The following is an 18356-nucleotide window of genomic DNA, read 5'->3' as shown; positions in this document are numbered from 1 at the left end:
TATCGTTATTCTTCACCAGAGTTTTTCTGGGTGATGAGCAGTGGACTTGTGGCACTGCAATTTTTGCAAATATTAAACCAGTGACAAGTATACTTGCCGAAAAAGGATTAACTTGTTTTAGCGTGGTTTGCTTTTCGGGAACATTAGATGTTTCCTCTAAGTTTCGCGTGGTTTATTTTCGCGGAAGCCTTAAGGTTTCCTGTATTTTTCAACGTAATTTGAAATTGTCGCTGTCTTTAGTGACTGTTGACACTCCCTATCGGCCCTTAACCCTTGAGTGAGTTTCACTCAATGACAATTGCGTGACTACTGCGCGATCGCTAACTCTCCCGATTGAGCCTTAACCCTTAATTGGTTTGCCGTTGATTAAAACCGAATGATTTCGCGTGAGATTTTGGCGAACCCTATAGGGGTTTGGAAAATATTAGCGCATGAGTTTTGTAACAGTTACAGGACATAGGGAAAGGTATAACGTTTCCAAAGTACGCAACACTGCCACTGTTTGCGGATGTTCGCCGGCGGGAGGGGTTAAGGCTCTGCCAGGGCGATCGCGTTACGGCAGATTTATGGCATCTCCCTTTTTAGTACCCATAAGGGCTTATTTTTCCAGCGGAGATATTTAATATCTCCTACTTCGATTTCCAATAACTAAGGCTTAATTGCAATAATTAAAGCTTTGTTGTTGACTTGCTCTCTTCGATGGAGGGGTTAAAGCTCCGCCAGGGCGATCGCTCTGCGGGCAATTTACGCTGTGTGCTTTTGTAGCACCCTATGGGTATTAATCAACATTTTGGTGACTTATGAGCAGTTCCTATTGCCGCACAACAACGGCTAAACCTTAAGGTTTGTACGAAGTTCTTCACCAGCGATCGCCCGACGTTTTTGTACACAATCGGCGGCGGCTGGTCTTAGTGCTGCACGTTGCGACAACTTCCAACTTCAACTTACAACTTCACTAGCTAGTTGTGGAAGTCGGAAGTCAAAACCGGAAGTTACATCTATTCAATTGCGATCGCTCTTAACGGGCGAGTACGCCGTCGCGTTGTCGTTGAGTGAAACTCTATCAAGGGTTAAGGCTCGACCGGGAGAGTTAGCGATCGCTCAATTGTCATCGAATTATTGTTGAGTGAAACTCGATTAAGGGTTAAGGCCCAATCGGGAGAGTTAGCGATCGCGCTGTTACCGCATTAAAAACTGCATCGGCAACCATTGCAATTTTCAGTGCAAGCCAGGTTGCAACTACTCACCTTTTTAAAGCTGAAGGCGATCGCGTACAAAAACGATCCCTGACCGTTGACCAAGAGCCGTTTTTGTAGTCCACGGCACTACCTCAAAAAGCTACAATCACTGCCACCTTTCTCTCTTACCCAATCATTAATTTCTCGGATGAAATAGCTAAATAAAGCAACTTGATCCACTAGTGATATACGCAAATACGGTTTTAAAAGTCCCTCAACAATCGTATACGCGCTTTGATAAATGTTGGGATATTTATCTTTCAAAAAGTCTTCAAATAACTCTTCACTTAACGGATGAATCACAACAAGCCCTTTGCAAGGCAATCCAAATTTATTGTTTAAAAGAGACACTAAATTCGACTCTGATAATTTGTCTCTCATCCAAGGGGTTTTATCTAAGAAATCAAACCTGATTTTCTCTGTTTCACAGAGCCAATCGCACCCAAAAATGAGGCTGTATTGCTTCTGAACTGCCTCGTTGATGATATCCAGCCCTTCCACTGTGTTTTGGCGTGAGGCAATATCAACAGCGAGAGTTGGGTCAGCCTTGGCATACCGGATCAAAATCTCGGCTGCATAGTTGGCGAAGACTGGATCGAGGTAGCTGGCTAGGTGAACTGCCATGATTGGGTGAACCCAAGTTACCCAAGTTTTACCTACGCGCTCAACAATCCAGGGTTCAGCACTTGAATGCGTAGTTTTCAAATGCTCTAATCTAGCCTTTGTTTCTGGCAGCTGCTTCCAATTATCAAGTCGAGACCCAAAATGCTTACACCACTTGGTAGCGTTGATGTAGCCGTCATCTCGCTGTGCATCTTGCACCAAATTACCAAACTGCTCTATGTTTGACATATATAAATTTCTCATTGTTTTGAAAATGTTAAACAACTCCGACTCAAACAGGGGTTGTTTTTTTTTAGCTTACAGACACTAGTACCACACAGTGGAAATAAGTAGCTATTGGAAGCTACAAGACAAAATTTGATACACACTTTGACACACCCCAGGAGGTGAGTCAACTTCCCTCCGTGGTTTGACACCCTGCTCTCCAGTGAGTCAACTTCAAAATTCGGGTTTGACACCCTGCTCTCCAGTGAGTCAACTTTCTCAGTGGATCACCTCTAAAAACGACTCAAATGCTTGCCCAGCGCAATCAAGCGCTAGTTAATATCGATTGTTAAGCAATATTACAAGTGATCAACTGATCAATTAACTGATCAACCATTGATCACTTCTTTACCCTTACAGGCAAAGGATTACAGGCTAACTGATCAACTGATCAATGAAAATTTTAAATTTTCAATTGTGAAGCAAAAAAAAATTGTTGATCAGTTGATCAGTTGATCAGTTAGCCCTGTAATGCTTATGGAGAAAGGAACCCAAATGATCAACTGATCTGATCAGGGGTCAGACCCCTGATCAGTTGTAATATTTTCTTAAGAATTGAGTGTCTACAATCCAACTGATCAGCCCGAACTGATCAGTTGGGTTTGTTTCTCCGTATGAATTACAAGACGGTTTAATTAATTACATCGGCTCTAACAGGTAGTTTTCATATTCATCCCAGCCATGATCTTCAGGATGAAACTGTGGATGATCTTCTGGCAATTCGACGGCGTACATCCACTCAAATCCCGACCACCTTACCCCGATCACCGTTACTGGATGCAAAATTTCACCCCGCCTCACCTTTATCTTGTGCAGCACGGTCTGACCGATAAAATATTCGGGCTTGCTGAATTCTTTACTCACTCGCAAACGCCAAAACTTTGACGCTTGACGAAAATTGCCCAAAGTGGGCGCGTCTGACGCTATCATTCTTATTGCCTCCTTAATGGGACTGAACAACTGGCAAGGGGGAAGTCGTGCCGGTGGGGGAGAGGTGAAAGACTCTCTTGCCGGGGCGCATTCAAGCGCTGACTTCATTTCGCGCTATTTCTGGGACAGAGGATCATTTATCCATCCCATGTGGGTACTAGGGGAGCGAAACGACGCTACGATTTACTCGCTACTACCTGTATATACCTGCCCACAATCTGCATACAATTAATATACAAGGCAATAACTCAACTGTCAACAATCTGTAGGCGATATGTAGGCGGATAGGTTAATCTTGTAGACAGATGTATACAGCGCACTTGCTAACTATGGCTAGTAAATCGTTTTCATTCCGTTTACCAGATGAGATTGTTCAATTTGTAGAGTCCTCACAGTTAGAGGGTGAAACTCTCAACCAAACAGCCCAAAGGCTTTTTATTGATTTCGTCAAAAGAAACAATCCTCTGTCTACAGATTTGACTACAGTTGCAGACATTCAAGAACTGGTGAAGCAAGAGGTAGCAGCAAGCCTGGGTGAAGTGCGATCGCAACTAGAGGCGCAACTGGAGGAACTGCGGGGAAAATTGAAAGCCCGGTAGTAGAGAAGGAAACTAGCACTACCGGGCAAGAAAGCAATGAAGACTCAACTGTAGCGAACAGCGAAACTATCGACCAGTTGCAAGCTGAAGTTAAAAGCCTAGAAACTCGTCTCAAGCATTCCCGCAAGGAAAAGAAGGAGCTAGAGCAGCAATTGGCTGACGTTGAGCGAGAAAACAATATCTTGAAGGATGGAACAGTTCTCAACAGGAGATTAGAACAGATTAGGGAACTGGAAAGAGAAAACCAGCAACTCAGGCAACAGCCACAGACAGCAGGTACATTCGTGCAGCCAGACTATGAGGCAATTCGCGATCGCACACTCAACAAGCTAAAAGTTGGCAAGCAATCAACGGCAGGAAAGGCGATTGAAGCCTTTATTAAAGAGCTTACGCGTGGGTCAATCGGCTCTCTATAACCTGACTTAAGTAGCTCACGTGTGCGTCTACAGTGCGCCTACACTTTGTCTACAGTTGACTTAAGTAGTCCATGTGTGGCACACGTCTAGCTTATATAGTCCACATGTCATGTTCATGTGTGGCACTATTGAGGCTTAATACCTCATCTCTCATCTGTCTACACTGTCTACAGAGAAATTGCCCTAAATTTAGGGCTGTAGACGGCTAAAAACCGTTTTGTATAACGTTTTTAGCAGCTGTATACAAATTATCCAATGCCGTTTTTAACAGAATTTCCCAAAAAATAGGGATTTTTTCTAATACATTGCCCAAAAACGTAGCAGGGCTAATTTAACAGCTTAGAGTTGGCACACTGCCAAAGTTAATTTGCTAAAAAATAAACCGTTCACGGAAACTTTAAAGTAAGATCAGTACCCTTGCTGTATCAGTCTTTAGGAGCGACAAAGTAGAAATGAAGTAACAAATTTTATTCTCCTAACCAGTATTTTTTTTATGAAATTTCCGTCTAAAGTTTTGGCAGTTTTAACTTCTTCTTTGGGCTTATTTTCAATCAATTTTGCTATTTCTCTACCTGCTCAAGCGTCAGTTACATGTGAAGGTGGGACAATTAGTAATTATTCAAATGGTTCGTTGGCAAGTTGTATTCTTGGACAAGATACGACCGTGCAGGTTTACAGTCCCAGCTCTGGATCATCTAATTTTGAGTGCCAAGCCCAAAAATTTATATCTTTTGATGACAAAGCACAGTTTACGAGTTGCCAGCTTTCACAGGAAATCCAACTTAGAAAAAATAACTCAACCGAAACATGTCCGGCAGGATATAAAGTATACGTTTCAGTTTCAACTAACGGTATTCAATCCATTACTTGTAGTCCCTAAGAGGATGTTTTAACTGGGGGCATTGCAGGCTAGTCAAGTCTAGCTTGACTAGTCAGAGCTAGACTGAGTGTTGAGCTTGACTTTGAAGTATTGCCGCTTGAGTTTAGAAAGTTAAGTAGACAGCAGCTCGCTAATTTGATGCCGTGCCAGAGCTTGCCTAAGATATTCCACCTCAGCCCTTAGTCGTGCATTCTCCTGTATCAACGTATCCATGTCATCTTTTTTATCCACTGCCTGCTTAATTACCTTCCTCCGGTTCTCCAAGCTGAACCACTTCTGATAAATCTCAGTGTGAATCTCTACAGAATGCCCCAAATTATCAGCAGCAGCTTTAATTGGAATGCCCATCATGTGCGCTCGAATTGCCCAAGCATGGCGTAAGTCATAGGGCGTAAACGGAATATTTACGCGCCTAAACCATGATGAACAATTAACCCGAATAGTGTTGATATCTGTAAAACTAGTCCTGCCATCAGTTTGAGATTTTAACAGTTCCAAATACTCTACGTTTTTTAAATCAAACAAGTAAACCCATTCAGGATGTAGCGGTAAAGCTTCTCTGTAACCAGTCTTAGTATCTGGGTGAACCTTCCATGTATTATCTTTATTTTCAGGACTCAACCACCAATCAATTTCAGGATTTACAAACAATTCTCTTGGGCGTAGTCCATAAGTGGCAAGCATTCCATACACCCATTCCCACATCTTCCAACTATCTAAACAACTCTTCTTGATTGTTAAGCTTCTAGTCAAAGAGTAATGATGAAAAGATTCCTGATATTTGATGATATCCTGATCGCTGGGAATGTCCCTAGCCTGACTTTTGGGTTGTGTAGCTTTAAAATGTTCGAGAGTGAAACTAGTTAAATTAAGAGTTGCTTTTAAAACCTTCAACGATTTAACAGCACTGTATTTGGCAGAGTCTCCCGTCAACTCTGCAAACTTTTTATCAATCTCCGCTTGAGTCAATAAAGTATCTAGCCCAATCAATCGCCGTAAATACTCCTTGTAATAGAAAAAAGTGTGTTTACTTTTTTCTGTTAACTTGCGTGTTTTGAAATATTCAGTTTCAAACTCTTCTAAAACATCACCAAGAGTTTGATGTCTGTTAGCGACCTTAGCGGTTTTACCCAGATATTTGTCAGTCCATTCAAACTGTTTACGGGCAAGCAGCTTGCCTAGCTCGTTTGCCTCTTCCTCTGCTGTTTTCAACCCGTCCAAGCTTGCAGGGATGTTTAGCGAAATCTTGTACTGCTTAAAACCAGTTCCTTTAGTGTCGCGATCGCCGGGTTTGATTGGTAGAGATGCTTGCAATTGAATTGTGTCCCGTGCCACGACCAAACCCACTTTGACCTTAGCGGCTTTTAAACGGGCCCTAGTGTCTGTCAAACCTTTCTCAAACTTGCGTTCCAGATGCTGCCGAGTAGCCTTCATGTGTTTCTGCGTTCCTAAATAGCTGCCATCGGTAGATGCTGGCGGAGTGAAATCCTCAAAAACGTCCTGTGCCTTGCTTTTCATTGTGTCTTAAATGTGTCTTAAAATTTAGTCCATTTAGAACAATGTTTAAACTAAGCAAAGTTAGACGTGGACTAAATCCTGGTATCACATAGCATTAAATCATATTTTGTACAGGGTATACCATAAGCTTCTTCCATGTGACGGCTGATGTAGTTCATCGACCGATAACAGTGGATGAGGTTCATCTTCACATTGGGGGTCATCAACATTTCGTTGATGGTGCCATCACCTGACCACTGAGCGACTACGCGCAAGCCGATTTCTTCTAACAGGATGCGGCTAGCCCAAGCATCTCCACCGATGTTGTAGTCACCAATGATGGCTACATCATAAGGAGTACCTTCAAACTGAAGTGTACCGTCTTTTTTCGCTTGGTCTGCTCTGGTGAAAACCCAGTCACGAACCATGTCGTTAGCAATGTGGTGTCCCAAAGATTGGGAAACACCCCGGAAGCCTTCGCAACGAACAGGTACAACTGGCTTGCCAATTTCTTTCGATGTCTTCCGAGCTACTGCTTCGATGTCATCTCCAATTAGACCGATGGGGCATTCAGATTGAATGGAAACACCACGGTTGAGTGGGAAAAGTACATCAAGTTCTTGGATGAGCTTGGTAAGTTTCTTGTCACCACCAAAAACGATATCTCGTTCTTGGAAGTCGGAGGTGAAGTGCATGGTACCAAAGGTGTCAATACCTGTGGTGCCGATGTAGTAGTTACGACGACCAGACCAAGACCAGTAACCGCAACCTACAGGTCCGTGGCTGATGTGGATCATGTCCTTAATAGGACCCCAAACCACACCTTTAGAACCGGCGTAAGCACAACCACGAGCGGTCATTACCCCAGGCAGGGATTTGATGTTAGACTTAACGCCGCAATCGGACTTACCTTCTTCGTATACGCCTAAGTGCTTTTCCCGTTTTTTCTTAGCTTTATCGGGGTAAGCGTTTAGAACTTCTTTAATTAGTTCTTTTCTTTCTTCGATGATGTTTTGATTTTCTGGAGGTGTCATATTTAGCCTCTGTGACTTGTAAGGATCGGGGCATAGGGGGACTAGGAGTCCCCTCTAAGGTTAGGGGGGAGATGCAAGTGAGAGGGGAAAAGGTAAGATATGGAACTCTTCCTTTTTCCTTGTGCTAAAGCGTTATTTATTAGCAGCGATTTATACTACAGGAGCTTCAGCAGCACTCTTACCAACCAACATTGCGGTATTTTCGTCGCTTTCGAGGATACCGAATTCAATCAACAATTCTTCTAGTTCTTCCATTTCGATGGGTGTAGGAATAGCTAGATTCTTGTTGTCGATAATTTTCTGAGCCAATGTCCGGTATTCGTTAGCTTGGTTGCTTTCTGGTGCGTACTCGTTAACAGTCATCCGGCGCAATTCTGCGTGTTGAACGATGTTGTCACGGGGTACGAAGTGAATCATTTGGGTGTTCAACCGTTTTGCCAAGGTTTCGATTAGTTCGATTTCCCGGTCTGTGTTACGGCTGTTACAAATCAAACCACCCAAACGCACGCCACCTGTGTGTGCATACTTAAGAACACCACGAGCGATGTTGTTAGCAGCATACATCGCCATCATTTCACCTGATGTTACGATGTAGATTTCTTGTGCCTTGCCTTCACGGATAGGCATTGCGAAACCACCGCACACAACGTCACCTAATACGTCGTAAGATACGAAGTCTAGGTCTTGGTAAGCACCATTTTCTTCTAAGAAGTTGATGGCGGTGATGATACCACGACCGGCGCAACCTACACCGGGTTCTGGCCCACCAGATTCTACGCAACGAACGTCACGGAAACCGGTTAACATTACTTCTTCGAGTTCGATATCTTCTACTGCACCACGTTCTGCGGCGAGGTGAAGAACGGTTGTTTGAGCTTTGCTGTGCAGCATCAAACGAGTGGAGTCAGCTTTAGGGTCGCAACCGACGATGAGGATGCGTTGACCCATTTCTGCCATAGCTGCTAAGGTGTTTTGGGAAGTGGTAGATTTACCGATACCGCCCTTACCGTAGAAAGCTATCTGTCTAATGTTTTCGTCTGTCATGACTCGTATTTCCCTGCAATTGGTTGGTTAGTGGGTCTTTGCTTTTGTCAGTTGCGTTCACGCCAGTTGAGCGACAGTAGTGAGCGCGTGTAGAGCATCGTTGGTAGCGTTGGCATAAATGCCTGCTGGGGGCGATCGCTCCACAGCCAAAATTATTGACAGTAAGTTCATCGATCTTCCTCGTTAAAATTTTTTTCTTTTTGTTGTTTGTCCTTTGTCCTTTGTCATTTGTTCTGACAAAGAACAAAGAAAAATACGCGATTTACAAATACGTCATAATGTGTTTCAGCTTGCAAGATTCAATAGGACTTGATGTTGTTTGTCAACAATCAATGCTTAGTCCTATTACTTGTTCAAAATAGCGCCCTTCATATTTGTGACGCGATCTAGTGCAGCTTTGGTGTCTTCTGCTGACACTCCACGCACAGCCATTGCTTCACCGAGATGCTTGGCGATCGCATCGAAGTGTGGTTGCTGTAAATTCATTCCAGCGTGGGTTTTGTCCAATGGACGACCGCCGTATTGCTTTGGCCCTTCAAATATTTGAGCTAAGAAAGCAACTAGATGATTGCGTTGCTTGGCCATGTCTGTACCAGCAAAAACGGGAGCGAGGAGGCTGTCAGTAGCGATGCGTTTGTGGAGTTCATCTACTACTTGTTCAATAGCTGGTTGTCCACCAATGTTGTCGTACAATGTGCTCATATCCTGTTCCTTTGAAGCGAGTTGGATGATGAAATTTGCAAGTAGGCGCTTAATCTTTTTGCCTATATGCTGTTAGCCGTCATAGCTAATTTAGCTATCGGTTGCTGGTAGGATTGAAGCATTGATGTGGAGACAATTATATGGTTCAAATCCTACTTTCTGTTCCTGGCTGAATGCATATTAGAGCGTATTTGTAGAATACGTTAAGTCCTACAGCAATTCCTAAACTGCTTCGACTACAAGGCTCTTGCTGACACGATCTTGTAATCTGGCTTCGATCGCAATTTTTAGAGTTGCTGTACTACTAGAACAGGAACCGCAAGCACCTTGCAGTACAACTTTAACGCGATCGCCTTCTACATCATAGAGTTCTACATCTCCCCCGTCTGCAATGAGTACGGGTCTGACTTCTTCATCAAGAACCTTTTGAATTAGAGCAATCTTTTGGACGTTGGTTAGCGCTCGTTCCTTAGATGTAACAATTCCTGTGGCAACTTGTACGCCGTAATTGTTGAGAGCAGGTGAGGCGTATTCCTGTTGAACTGATCTTATTATATCATCGATGTTCGCCAGACAGGAACCGCATCCGCCACCAGCTTTCACATAATTTGTTACTTGCTCGGCATCCGTGAGATGATTTTCTAGAATCACGCGGCGAATCTTAGACTCGCTGATGCCAAAGCAACTGCAAACTAATGCACCTTCATCATCATCATCGTGGGTAGCTAGAGGTATGCCACGATAATTATAGATAGCGGCTTCTAGCGCTTCTTGTCCCATCACAGAGCAATGCATCTTTGCTTCTGGCAAACCACCAAGGTAATCTGCAATGTCTTTATTGGACACTTTCAAGGCTTCATCTAAAGTTAAACCTTTGACCATTTCGGTTAATGCACTAGAAGATGCGATCGCACTAGTACAACCAAAGGTTTGAAAGCGAGCATCTAGAATCTTATCAGATTCCACTTCCACTTTCAGGTGCAATCTCAGAGCATCACCGCAAGCAATGCTGCCAATTTCACCCGTTGCAACCTTAACTCCAGCTTCGCCCGTTTCTTCAATTTCTCCCTGATTCTTGGGATCGTAAAACAGTTCTAATACTTTATCGGTGTAGTCCCACATAACTTTTGTCCTTTGTCCTTTGTCATTTGTCCTATGTCATTTGTCCTTTGTCATTTGTCCTTTGTCCTTTGTCACTTGTCCTTTGTCACTTGTCACTTTTCTAAAACTAATGACTAATGACCCATGACTAATGACCAATGACCAATGACTAATGACTAATGACTAATGACTGTCCTTGCAACCAACCTGCTTCATCATTTTTGAAGGGTGAGAGGGCGCGTAAACGTTCTACAATACTGGGCATTACCTCTATCACTCGATCGATTTCGGCTTCTGTGGTGTAGCGACAAAGACTGAAGCGGATAGAACCGTGCAAAGTTGTATAGGGTAAGCCCATTGCCCGCAGGACGTGGGAGGGTTCGAGAGAACCGGAGGTACAAGCAGAACCGGATGATGCACAGATACCGTATTTGTTCAATAACAGTAGAATTGCTTCACCTTCGATGTACTTGAAGCCGATATTGGTTGTGTTTGGCAATCTCTGCGTAACGTCACCGTTAACGACACAATCGGGAATTGTAGCAAGTAAAGTTTGTTCCAAGCGATCGCGCAGCTTTCTTTCTCTTGCGATCGCTTCTTCTAAGTGTAACAGTTCTAGTTCCGCAGCTTTGCCCAAGGCGATAATTGCTGGAACATTCTCTGTTCCCGCCCTACGTCCGCGTTCTTGGTGTCCCCCAAGAATGAAGGGACGGAACCGAACTCCGCGCCGGATATATAAAGCACCAATTCCTTTAGGCCCGTGCAACTTGTGACCAGACAGGGTTAACATATCCACAGTGCTAGTCTTCATATTCAACGGGATTTTTCCCACTGCTTGCACCGCATCTACATGGAAGATAGCGCCATATTCTTTTACACGCAACCCAATTTGCTCAATCGGGAAAATCGTTCCGGTTTCGTTATTAGCATACATAATTGTCACCAAGGCGGTGTTACCCGTCAAGGAAGCTTCTAGTTCATCTAGATCCAGCTGCCCTTGATGATTTACTGATAGATAGGTAACAGTGTAACCTTGGGTTTCTAATTGTTTGCAGACATTGAGTACTGCTGGATGTTCTACTTGAGTAGTGACAATATGTCGCTTTTCTGGTTGCGCTAACAATGCGGCTCGAATCGCCGCGTTATCTCCCTCAGTACCGCAACTTGTGTAGACAATTTCAGATTCATCGGCTCCCAGGATGGCTGCAAGTTGTTCTCTTGCTGTTCTCACTGCTTTACCGACTTGCCCACCAAAGGTATGCATACTGGAGGGATTGCCGTAATAATCCGTCAGGTAAGGTAGCATTACCTCTATAACTTCTGGGTCTACCCTAGTGGTGGCATTATTATCGAGATAGATGCAGTTATTTTGCATTGTTGTCTTCTAATTACGAATTACGAATTACGAATTACGAATTATTTGGGGTTGGCGCTTTTGCAACTGTTCGGAGTATTTCTGGGAATAACAGTTAAACCAACGTTCCCAGTAATCTTGTTTATTTGTTAATTTAGCAACTACGCGGTTGTAATTGGTAAACCAGCCTTCCCAATAATCGCTAGGCTGCTTAACGCAACCGTCGCATGTGGGACAACCAGCTTTACACTGAGGCACGGTATGAATGCTACCAATACAGTTTGTACAAAGTTCAGGGTCAATCCAGTGCTGTCCGTCAACCACTTTAACTGCATTTGTGGGACATACCGTTAGACAGAGATTGCAGGAAATACACTGGCTAGTAAGAATTTTGTAAGCCATGATTTATTCTCCTTTTTGGGAATGAATGGGGGCATTGGGCATTGGGCATTGGGCATTGAGGATTGGGTTTAGGGGAGGGCATTGAGGATAATTCTTATCCCATGCCCCATGCCCTATGCCCCATGCCCTATTCGTTATTCCCTAATTCCTTAACGTATTGCTCGTAGAACTCCAAAGCAACCTTTTCAATTACGTCGTAAGCTTCAATAGTCTTGATTCCAGCTTCTTGCAATTTTTCTTGAGGACAGTTACCAATCTTGGAAACTAAAACTGCTTTGCAATCTGCGATCGCTTTCATAATATGCTCAAAAGAAGCTTCTTCGCCGTATCCACCTTGGCAGTATTGGTCAATTTTGCGATGACCGACAAAGCGAACTTCGTTTCCACCCACTTCGTAAATTTGGAATTCTTTCGCATGACCAAAGTGTTGGTTAACTAATCCGCCGCCTTTGGTTGCTACTGCAACTAAAACTTTCGGACTATTGGCAACTTTCTTACCAGCTAGCGCCTTATCTTTGGCTACTTTAAGTTCTTCTTTGAACTTCTCAATTCCTTCGTGAACAGTAGCGCGTTGTTCCATGTCATATTCGGGAGCCATTTCCAAGAATTTCTCTTTGGAAAACTCCTGACTGCGGTCTTCTCCCAATAATCCGACTGCATCGGCACGACACTGGCGACAGTGACGCATCATTTTCATGTTACCTGAGCAATTGTCTTGAACTTCTTTGAGTTCTTTGGGTGTAGGGCCGCGTTGACCGGTTAAACCGAAGTGTGTGCCATGTTCTGGTGCAGAAATCAATGGCATGATGTTGTGCAAGAATGCACCTTTCTCACGAATGACTCGATTCACTTCGACTAAGTGATGGTCATTAATTCCGGGAATCATTACGGAGTTGACTTTGCACAAGATATCAGCATCTTTCAAAGCTTGCAATCCTTCCATCTGTCTTTCGTGGAGGATTTTTGCACCTTCAAGACCTCTATAACGCTTGCGTTTGTAGTGAACCCAAGGATAAATCAATGCACCGATCTCTGGATCTACCATGTTAATGGTGATCGTAACGTGATCTATATTTAATTGTTTAATGCGATCGATGTAATCAGGCAGCATTAAACCATTGGTTGATAAGCACAGCTTGATATCTGGTGCTTGTGCTGCAATCAACTCAAATGTGCGGAAGGTTTTTTCTGGGTTCGCCAATGGGTCGCCAGGGCCGGCAATTCCCACAACTGTCATTTGAGGAATCTTACCACCAATGACCAAAGCTTTGTGTGAAGCTTCTTCTGGTGTTAGCAATTCGCTAACTACTCCAGGACGGCTTTCGTTAGCGCAATCATATTTGCGGTTGCAATAGTTGCATTGAATGTTGCAAGCTGGTGCAACTGCAACGTGCATCCGCGCGTAGTGGTGATGAGCGTCTTCGCTGTAGCAGGGATGTTTAGCAATGCGTTCTTGGAGCTTTTCGTCCCTTTCCACGGTGGTGCTGGTGGTGCTGTCACAGCCGCAACCACCTGATTTTGCTTGGGTTGGCGATTCCGTAGCGTTGGAGTTGAGGAGTCGTGTAGACGGTGATGTCATTGAGTTTCGCAAAAGGTCGGTGGACTTGGCTGCCACTGTGGGAGATGCTGTTGCTACTCTTTCATGCCCAGAATTGAAGTCGCGTCTTCCACACTGCCTGCAAACCCTTGGGTGAGGGCGACTTGTTTTCAAGTCAGGCAGGCGATAGATATCTGATGTTCGGCTGGTGTGTGTCAACGTTCGGTTCTTGGGTAGAATTTGTGCTTACAGCCGCGACTTCTCTTCACTTCAGGCATGGTGCTATGTCATCCCTCCACTCACTTTCCGCTTTGTTTTGTTTCAGAGCGTTAGGTGATTGGCGATATAAGATTTATAGCAGCCGTCTCCCAGCCAGATGTTGCGTCTCTCTAGGATAGAATTTATTGGATTTATTACTTTTGTACTCAAATACTAAAAACTCTAATTCTTCAAGGATTACAAGAATTAAAAAAGTTTTTTTTAGGTAGGGGTTCTAGTATTTTTTGGTTGGGGTTCTAGTGTTTATAGATGGGGGTTCAGGATTTCTTTGTACTCAGCTAAAACCCAATCCCAGCAATAACTTTAACTAACTTGAAACTAGGTTTGGGTTATTTAAATGTGTACTCAGATTTCCCTCCACTTTCGTCAAAAGCAATAAATGACAAGGGTTTGAGGGTGAAAAACTGGAGTAGTCTATATCGTTCTACTCCAGAAACGTGCGAAATTCAATTCTGTATCTAACATATCATTTTTTTGAGGGTAAAAATGCAATTCATATTTTTTTAATTTTTGCTTTGACAATCATATTCAATTGTGGTTCTAAGTCTTGTCTGGTAAGCCATATAAGCTGTTGCAAATAAGTGTGTTGCTGCACATAATTTTCAAAAAACTTAACTTTTAACTCCTTTTTTTCATTCCCACAATGAGGAGATGGGCAGGAAACTCTCAGGTTTTGTGTTTGAGAGAAACAACAAACTATAATCTAACATGATTGAGCGATCACAATGATTTTTCTGAATTGCTCATTACAAACCTTAGCAAAAACCTCACCCCCTAACCCCCTTCCCGACGCTCTAAGGGGAAAATTTTAAAGTCTCTCTCCTTTTAGGAGAGAAATTTAGACAGAGGTTTAAAAGCTACAATCAAACCAAACGTGAAAAAATCTTAGTTATGATAGCCATCCCTCAAGAATCGTCAAAAATGACCGTTGAGGAATATCTCGAATGGGAACCTCAGCAAGATGTTCGCTACGAATATGCAAATGGCGAAGTGTTTGCTATGACAGGCGGTACAATTCCCCATAACGACATTGCACTCAATCTCTACAGACCTTTGTACTCCCATTTGCGTTCCAGGGGTTGTCGAGTGAATGTGTTAGACGTGAAAATGCAACTCACTCCCCAGAGTCGCTACTATTATCCTGATGTTATTGTCAGTTGCGACCCTGAAGACCTCAATGCCCGCAAATTTATTCAACATCCCAAGCTGATTGTCGAAGTTCTTTCCCCAGGTACAAGCGCTAAAGATCGGGGTGAAAAATTTACTTACTATTTGACAATCCCCAGTTTGCAAGAATATATCTTGATTGATTCGGAACAAATCTCTGTCGAACGTTACTGTCGGGGTGAGGGTAGGATGTGGCTTTACTATCCCTACACAGCTGGAGATATGGTCACTCTATCGAGCATTGAGTTTGAATGTCCAATTGAATTGCTGTATGAAGGTGTTGTATTTACCACCGAAGAATGAAGAATAAAGAGAATGTTCTTTATTATCTTGTAAAAAGCGATATCTACGACGGGCTGCGCCTACGCACCTTAAGCAACTGCATAGCCTGTGTAGGGTCTTAACTCCGGTGGACGAAAGCCAAGGACGATGTGTTCTTTAGGAATTCCAGCCCGTTCTAAATCGGCGGCAATGCCTTCTTCAGTGCCATCCCGTTGAATCCAGATTTTGCCATCAATCAGGTCAATATGAACCAGACAGCCATGAATGCGGCGATCGCCATTCCAACCTAGATCCATCCATAAATAGCGATCGCGGTTTCGATCGAACACCACTTCTGATTGAATATCCGCATAGGAATAACTCAGTGAAGCATATTCACTGAGGATAGTTTCAATCACCTGGCGATAGTGGTCTAATTGGGTACGATCCATTGTTTGATGACCTCCTGTTTTGGATCGAATGTAATCAGTTTTAAACGATGATTTCTTAATAAAAGCTTGCCAATGGGTTCTTCAAACAAATCATCAAAAACTCTGTTAGGCACTGCAAGATATAACATTCGCTCTGGCTCCAACTCAATTAAGATATCCTGATATAAAATATACTGGCCTAACGCTTTTTCTAAATCATCAACATCCGATCTGCCGCTAAAACTTTTAATCTCAACTGCAATTTTGTATTCTGCCTTTTGCGCCGCTAACAGTTATCTAGCAAGCGATCGCTCTCTCAAACTAAAAGAGTCCTCAAACCCAATGGAATTTATATCACCACACTACCCAGCCCCGAAGTCTTTTTAGAGAGCGTCTTAACAGCGTTTCTTCCCGGTCAAAAAGCCAAATTTATTTTGCAAAAACCCAACACTCAAGATTTGATTTATTTGAAAGACTTGATTGAAGCGGGTAAAATTCGTGTGGTAATCGATCGCACATATCCCTTACAAGAACTAGCAGCGGCTCATGCTTATAGCGAAACGGGCCGTGCAGTGGGAAAAATTACCTTAGTGCAGCCCGTCGTAGACATCGCAGTTATTACCAACAACATTTAAGTTATCTCGGTTGCCTTTGTATACTCCTGGAGTCGTAAGAAAAGACTAGGAAATTCCGCCATTAGGGTCTTTGTAGACCTTAATCAGTTATCACGGCGTGTAGGAAAGCTTATAGATAGCGCCGCTATAGTCATCCGAAATTAACAAATTACCTTGTTGGTCTACTGCCATATCCACGGGTCGCCCCCAGGTTTCTTGCGTTGCTGGAACTACCCAACCGGTGACTAAATCTATCTCTTGTCCTGGAGTTTTTGTTGTACTGTTCCAGGGAAAGTAAATTATTTTGTAGCCCGTTTTCTTCTGCCGATTCCATGAACCATGCAGCCCTGCCACTACCCCATTTGAGTATAGGCTGGGAAAGTTGGTATTTTGTAAGAATGTTAGTCCCAAGGGAGCGGAATGGGCTTGGATACCTTTGCTAATCCTGTCCAGTGTATTGCAATTAACACTTCCATTAGCATTGAACTGATAGTCGCGGTCAAATGGCATATTGTCAAGGCCATTTGGGGTATAAGGATTGGGATTGCAGAATGGCCAACCGTAGTTACCGCCATCTCGAACTTTCGTGAACTCCTCTGGTGGGTGGTTGTCTACGTAGGAGGGGATAATCTTACCGTAATTGCCACTGCTATCGTTGAAAGGATAGGCGATGTTATCTCGATTATTAACGACTACCCAAAGATCGTTTGTGCCAGGTAAGAATGCTAACCCTTCAGCGTTACGTAAACCTTGAGCAAAAAGTCGCTGATTGGTTCCATTAGCGTTGTACTGGTAAATTGCACCACGCTTTGGATTACTCACAGTATCTTCCTTACAGGCATTGCATGTAGAGGCGATCGACACGTACAGTTTGTGGTTGGCATCAAGTGCGATATTTTTCAGTTCGTGACCATAAGCACCTTTGAGTTCCCGCGTGCTGCCGTCTGGTAAACCAGTTACAACGATTTGACGATTTTTCGCTACTTTATCTCCAGAGTTGTAAATGAAGCGGTTAATTTGATGAGTCTCAGAGATATAAATGTATGTGGTGTTGTCAATCTTATGAAACACAATGTCGTGTGGTTTGCGTAGACCCGTTACGAAGTCAGAAATAATCGGGTCTTTGCTGCCATTTGGCCGGACAATTAACACTTTACCGGAACTGGGCTGTGATACTAGAAGATCCCCATTGGGAGCAACTGCCAGAAAGCGAGCTTTGTTAATGCGAGCATAAACAGAGATAGAGAATTTGGGCGGCACTTTCAAGTAACGGGTAGTATTAAAGGGCCAAGAGGTCATTGTACTAGGCACTTTCAGCTTGGTTTCAACAGACGCAGGGGGGGGTTGACCGATCGCTGCGGTGTTAAGAACCTCTAAGGACATCAAACTAATTAGCGATGCAGATAGTATGCGTCCAAGTATCTGTGTTGGTTTTAAAGTAAATGCAACCATTTTGAACTTCCCTCTAGCTTGATAGCGATCTGTGTTACATATAATTCTCGGCTAGCCGATTTTACCGAGAGTCTGAACAAAACTAACTCAGAGGTATTATTTTTTGGAAATATTTAAAATATCTTTATCTACTGCTATATTTTCTAACTTATCAAAAAATGGGTGAACCGATAAAAAAGGCAGAGCGATCGCTCTTGTCAACTAAAATATTTCTCAAGCTACTTAGCCTTGAAATTATTATGCAGAGCGTCTTAACAGCCTTCCTTCTCGGTCAAAAAGCCAAGTTTGTGTTTGACAAACCCAACGCTGAGGACTTGGTTTTTCTCAAATAGTGGTAATTGATTGCACGTATCCCTTGGTATAACTAACCGTGGCTCATGGTTGTAACAAGATAGTTTACGAATCTGGTTTTTACCCCACCCTAACCCTCCCCTTGGAAAGGGGAGGGAACTAGATTCCTGTTTCCCCCCTTTGCAAGGCAGGGCTGTTTCATTCCCTAAGACTGGTAAAATTGCAAGTGTTGAGGGGAT

Annotated in this window: 18 protein-coding genes and 2 pseudogenes; 7 read left to right on the top strand and 13 right to left on the bottom strand. The window is 43.4% G+C overall.

Translation table 11 applies throughout. From position 1 onward, the window contains the following. The first annotated feature begins 431 nt into the window (after nt 1-431). Complete coding sequence (locus tag RMZ42_RS28345) at nt 432-623, top strand: hypothetical protein (RefSeq protein ID WP_322674547.1); 192 nt, start codon at nt 432-434, stop codon at nt 621-623. Nucleotides 624-1325: 702 nt separating this feature from the next. On the opposite strand, the gene RMZ42_RS28340 is transcribed toward RMZ42_RS28345, so the two are convergent. Both RMZ42_RS28340 and RMZ42_RS28335 read right to left on the bottom strand, forming a co-directional pair. Then, nucleotides 1326-2090, bottom strand: a complete 765-nt coding sequence (locus tag RMZ42_RS28340) for a KilA-N domain-containing protein (protein ID WP_322674546.1) — start codon at nt 2088-2090, stop codon at nt 1326-1328. A gap of 675 nt (nt 2091-2765) precedes the next feature. Then, nucleotides 2766-2990, bottom strand: a complete 225-nt coding sequence (locus RMZ42_RS28335; protein ID WP_322674545.1) for a hypothetical protein — start codon at nt 2988-2990, stop codon at nt 2766-2768. Between the two features lie 395 nt (nt 2991-3385). On the opposite strand from RMZ42_RS28335, the gene RMZ42_RS28330 reads away from it, so the two are divergent. The 3 genes from RMZ42_RS28330 (at nt 3386) to RMZ42_RS28320 (ending at nt 4951) form a co-directional block, all read left to right on the top strand. Continuing rightward, nucleotides 3386-3655: a hypothetical protein gene (locus tag RMZ42_RS28330; protein WP_322674544.1), complete on the top strand. Its 270-nt coding sequence runs from the start codon at nt 3386-3388 to the stop codon at nt 3653-3655. A gap of 77 nt (nt 3656-3732) precedes the next feature. Beyond that, nucleotides 3733-4071 carry a hypothetical protein gene (locus RMZ42_RS28325; RefSeq protein WP_322674543.1) on the top strand — a complete coding sequence of 113 codons (339 nt, stop codon included), beginning with the start codon at nt 3733-3735 and terminating at the stop codon, nt 4069-4071. A gap of 493 nt (nt 4072-4564) precedes the next feature. Next, nucleotides 4565-4951, top strand: a complete 387-nt coding sequence (locus RMZ42_RS28320) for a hypothetical protein (protein ID WP_322674542.1) — start codon at nt 4565-4567, stop codon at nt 4949-4951. Between the two features lie 111 nt (nt 4952-5062). On the opposite strand, the gene RMZ42_RS28315 is transcribed toward RMZ42_RS28320, so the two are convergent. The 8 genes and pseudogenes from RMZ42_RS28315 to nifB all read right to left on the bottom strand — a co-directional run bounded on the left by RMZ42_RS28315 (nt 5063) and on the right by nifB (nt 13664). Beyond that, nucleotides 5063-6469: a site-specific integrase gene (locus RMZ42_RS28315; protein WP_322674541.1), complete on the bottom strand. Its 1407-nt coding sequence runs from the start codon at nt 6467-6469 to the stop codon at nt 5063-5065. Nucleotides 6470-6567: 98 nt separating this feature from the next. Further along, nucleotides 6568-7482: pseudogene (locus tag RMZ42_RS28310) on the bottom strand (nitrogenase component 1); the annotation flags it as partial. Nucleotides 7483-7632: 150 nt separating this feature from the next. After that, nucleotides 7633-8526: a nitrogenase iron protein gene (gene nifH / locus RMZ42_RS28305; RefSeq protein WP_322674540.1), complete on the bottom strand. Its 894-nt coding sequence runs from the start codon at nt 8524-8526 to the stop codon at nt 7633-7635. A gap of 345 nt (nt 8527-8871) precedes the next feature. Beyond that, nucleotides 8872-9228, bottom strand: coding sequence for a group 1 truncated hemoglobin (locus tag RMZ42_RS28300; protein ID WP_322674539.1), 357 nt, complete (start codon nt 9226-9228; stop codon nt 8872-8874). Nucleotides 9229-9450: 222 nt separating this feature from the next. Continuing rightward, on the bottom strand, nt 9451-10350 hold the full coding sequence (gene nifU / locus RMZ42_RS28295; RefSeq protein ID WP_322674538.1) for a Fe-S cluster assembly protein NifU: 900 nt from the start codon (nt 10348-10350) through the stop codon (nt 9451-9453). Between the two features lie 148 nt (nt 10351-10498). Continuing rightward, the gene (nifS, locus tag RMZ42_RS28290; protein ID WP_322674537.1) at nt 10499-11704 is read right to left on the bottom strand and encodes a cysteine desulfurase NifS; all 1206 of its coding nucleotides are present in this window, start codon (nt 11702-11704) and stop codon (nt 10499-10501) included. A gap of 27 nt (nt 11705-11731) precedes the next feature. Beyond that, nucleotides 11732-12085 carry a 4Fe-4S binding protein gene (locus RMZ42_RS28285; RefSeq protein WP_322674536.1) on the bottom strand — a complete coding sequence of 118 codons (354 nt, stop codon included), beginning with the start codon at nt 12083-12085 and terminating at the stop codon, nt 11732-11734. Nucleotides 12086-12212: 127 nt separating this feature from the next. After that, nucleotides 12213-13664, bottom strand: a complete 1452-nt coding sequence (nifB, locus tag RMZ42_RS28280) for a nitrogenase cofactor biosynthesis protein NifB (protein ID WP_322674583.1) — start codon at nt 13662-13664, stop codon at nt 12213-12215. 1128 nt (nt 13665-14792) lie between these two features. Here nifB and RMZ42_RS28275 point away from each other — a divergent pair. Continuing rightward, nucleotides 14793-15371, top strand: a complete 579-nt coding sequence (locus tag RMZ42_RS28275; protein WP_322674535.1) for a Uma2 family endonuclease — start codon at nt 14793-14795, stop codon at nt 15369-15371. Between the two features lie 68 nt (nt 15372-15439). On the opposite strand, the gene RMZ42_RS28270 is transcribed toward RMZ42_RS28275, so the two are convergent. Both RMZ42_RS28270 and RMZ42_RS34825 read right to left on the bottom strand, forming a co-directional pair. Continuing rightward, nucleotides 15440-15781, bottom strand: a complete 342-nt coding sequence (locus RMZ42_RS28270) for a XisI protein (RefSeq protein ID WP_322674534.1) — start codon at nt 15779-15781, stop codon at nt 15440-15442. Then, nucleotides 15763-16053 carry an element excision factor XisH family protein gene (locus RMZ42_RS34825; protein WP_409884101.1) on the bottom strand — a complete coding sequence of 97 codons (291 nt, stop codon included), beginning with the start codon at nt 16051-16053 and terminating at the stop codon, nt 15763-15765. The genes RMZ42_RS28270 and RMZ42_RS34825 overlap by 19 nt, the downstream gene beginning before the upstream one ends. Nucleotides 16054-16062: 9 nt before the next feature. On the opposite strand from RMZ42_RS34825, the pseudogene RMZ42_RS28265 reads away from it, so the two are divergent. Next, nucleotides 16063-16395 (top strand): annotated as a pseudogene (locus RMZ42_RS28265) (zinc-binding dehydrogenase); the annotation flags it as partial. A gap of 90 nt (nt 16396-16485) precedes the next feature. Here the strand turns inward: RMZ42_RS28265 and RMZ42_RS28260 are convergent. Next, nucleotides 16486-17826, bottom strand: coding sequence for a PQQ-dependent sugar dehydrogenase (locus RMZ42_RS28260; protein ID WP_322674533.1), 1341 nt, complete (start codon nt 17824-17826; stop codon nt 16486-16488). 158 nt (nt 17827-17984) lie between these two features. On the opposite strand from RMZ42_RS28260, the gene RMZ42_RS28255 reads away from it, so the two are divergent. Continuing rightward, complete coding sequence (locus tag RMZ42_RS28255) at nt 17985-18158, top strand: hypothetical protein (RefSeq protein WP_322674532.1); 174 nt, start codon at nt 17985-17987, stop codon at nt 18156-18158. The last annotated feature ends 198 nt before the right edge of the window (nt 18159-18356 follow it).

The organism is Nostoc sp. DedQUE05, from assembly GCF_034530955.1.
Taxonomy (GTDB): domain Bacteria; phylum Cyanobacteriota; class Cyanobacteriia; order Cyanobacteriales; family Nostocaceae; genus Nostoc.
The sequence above is the reverse complement of the archived record's forward strand: the minus strand, read 5'-3'. Positions and strand labels throughout refer to the sequence as shown.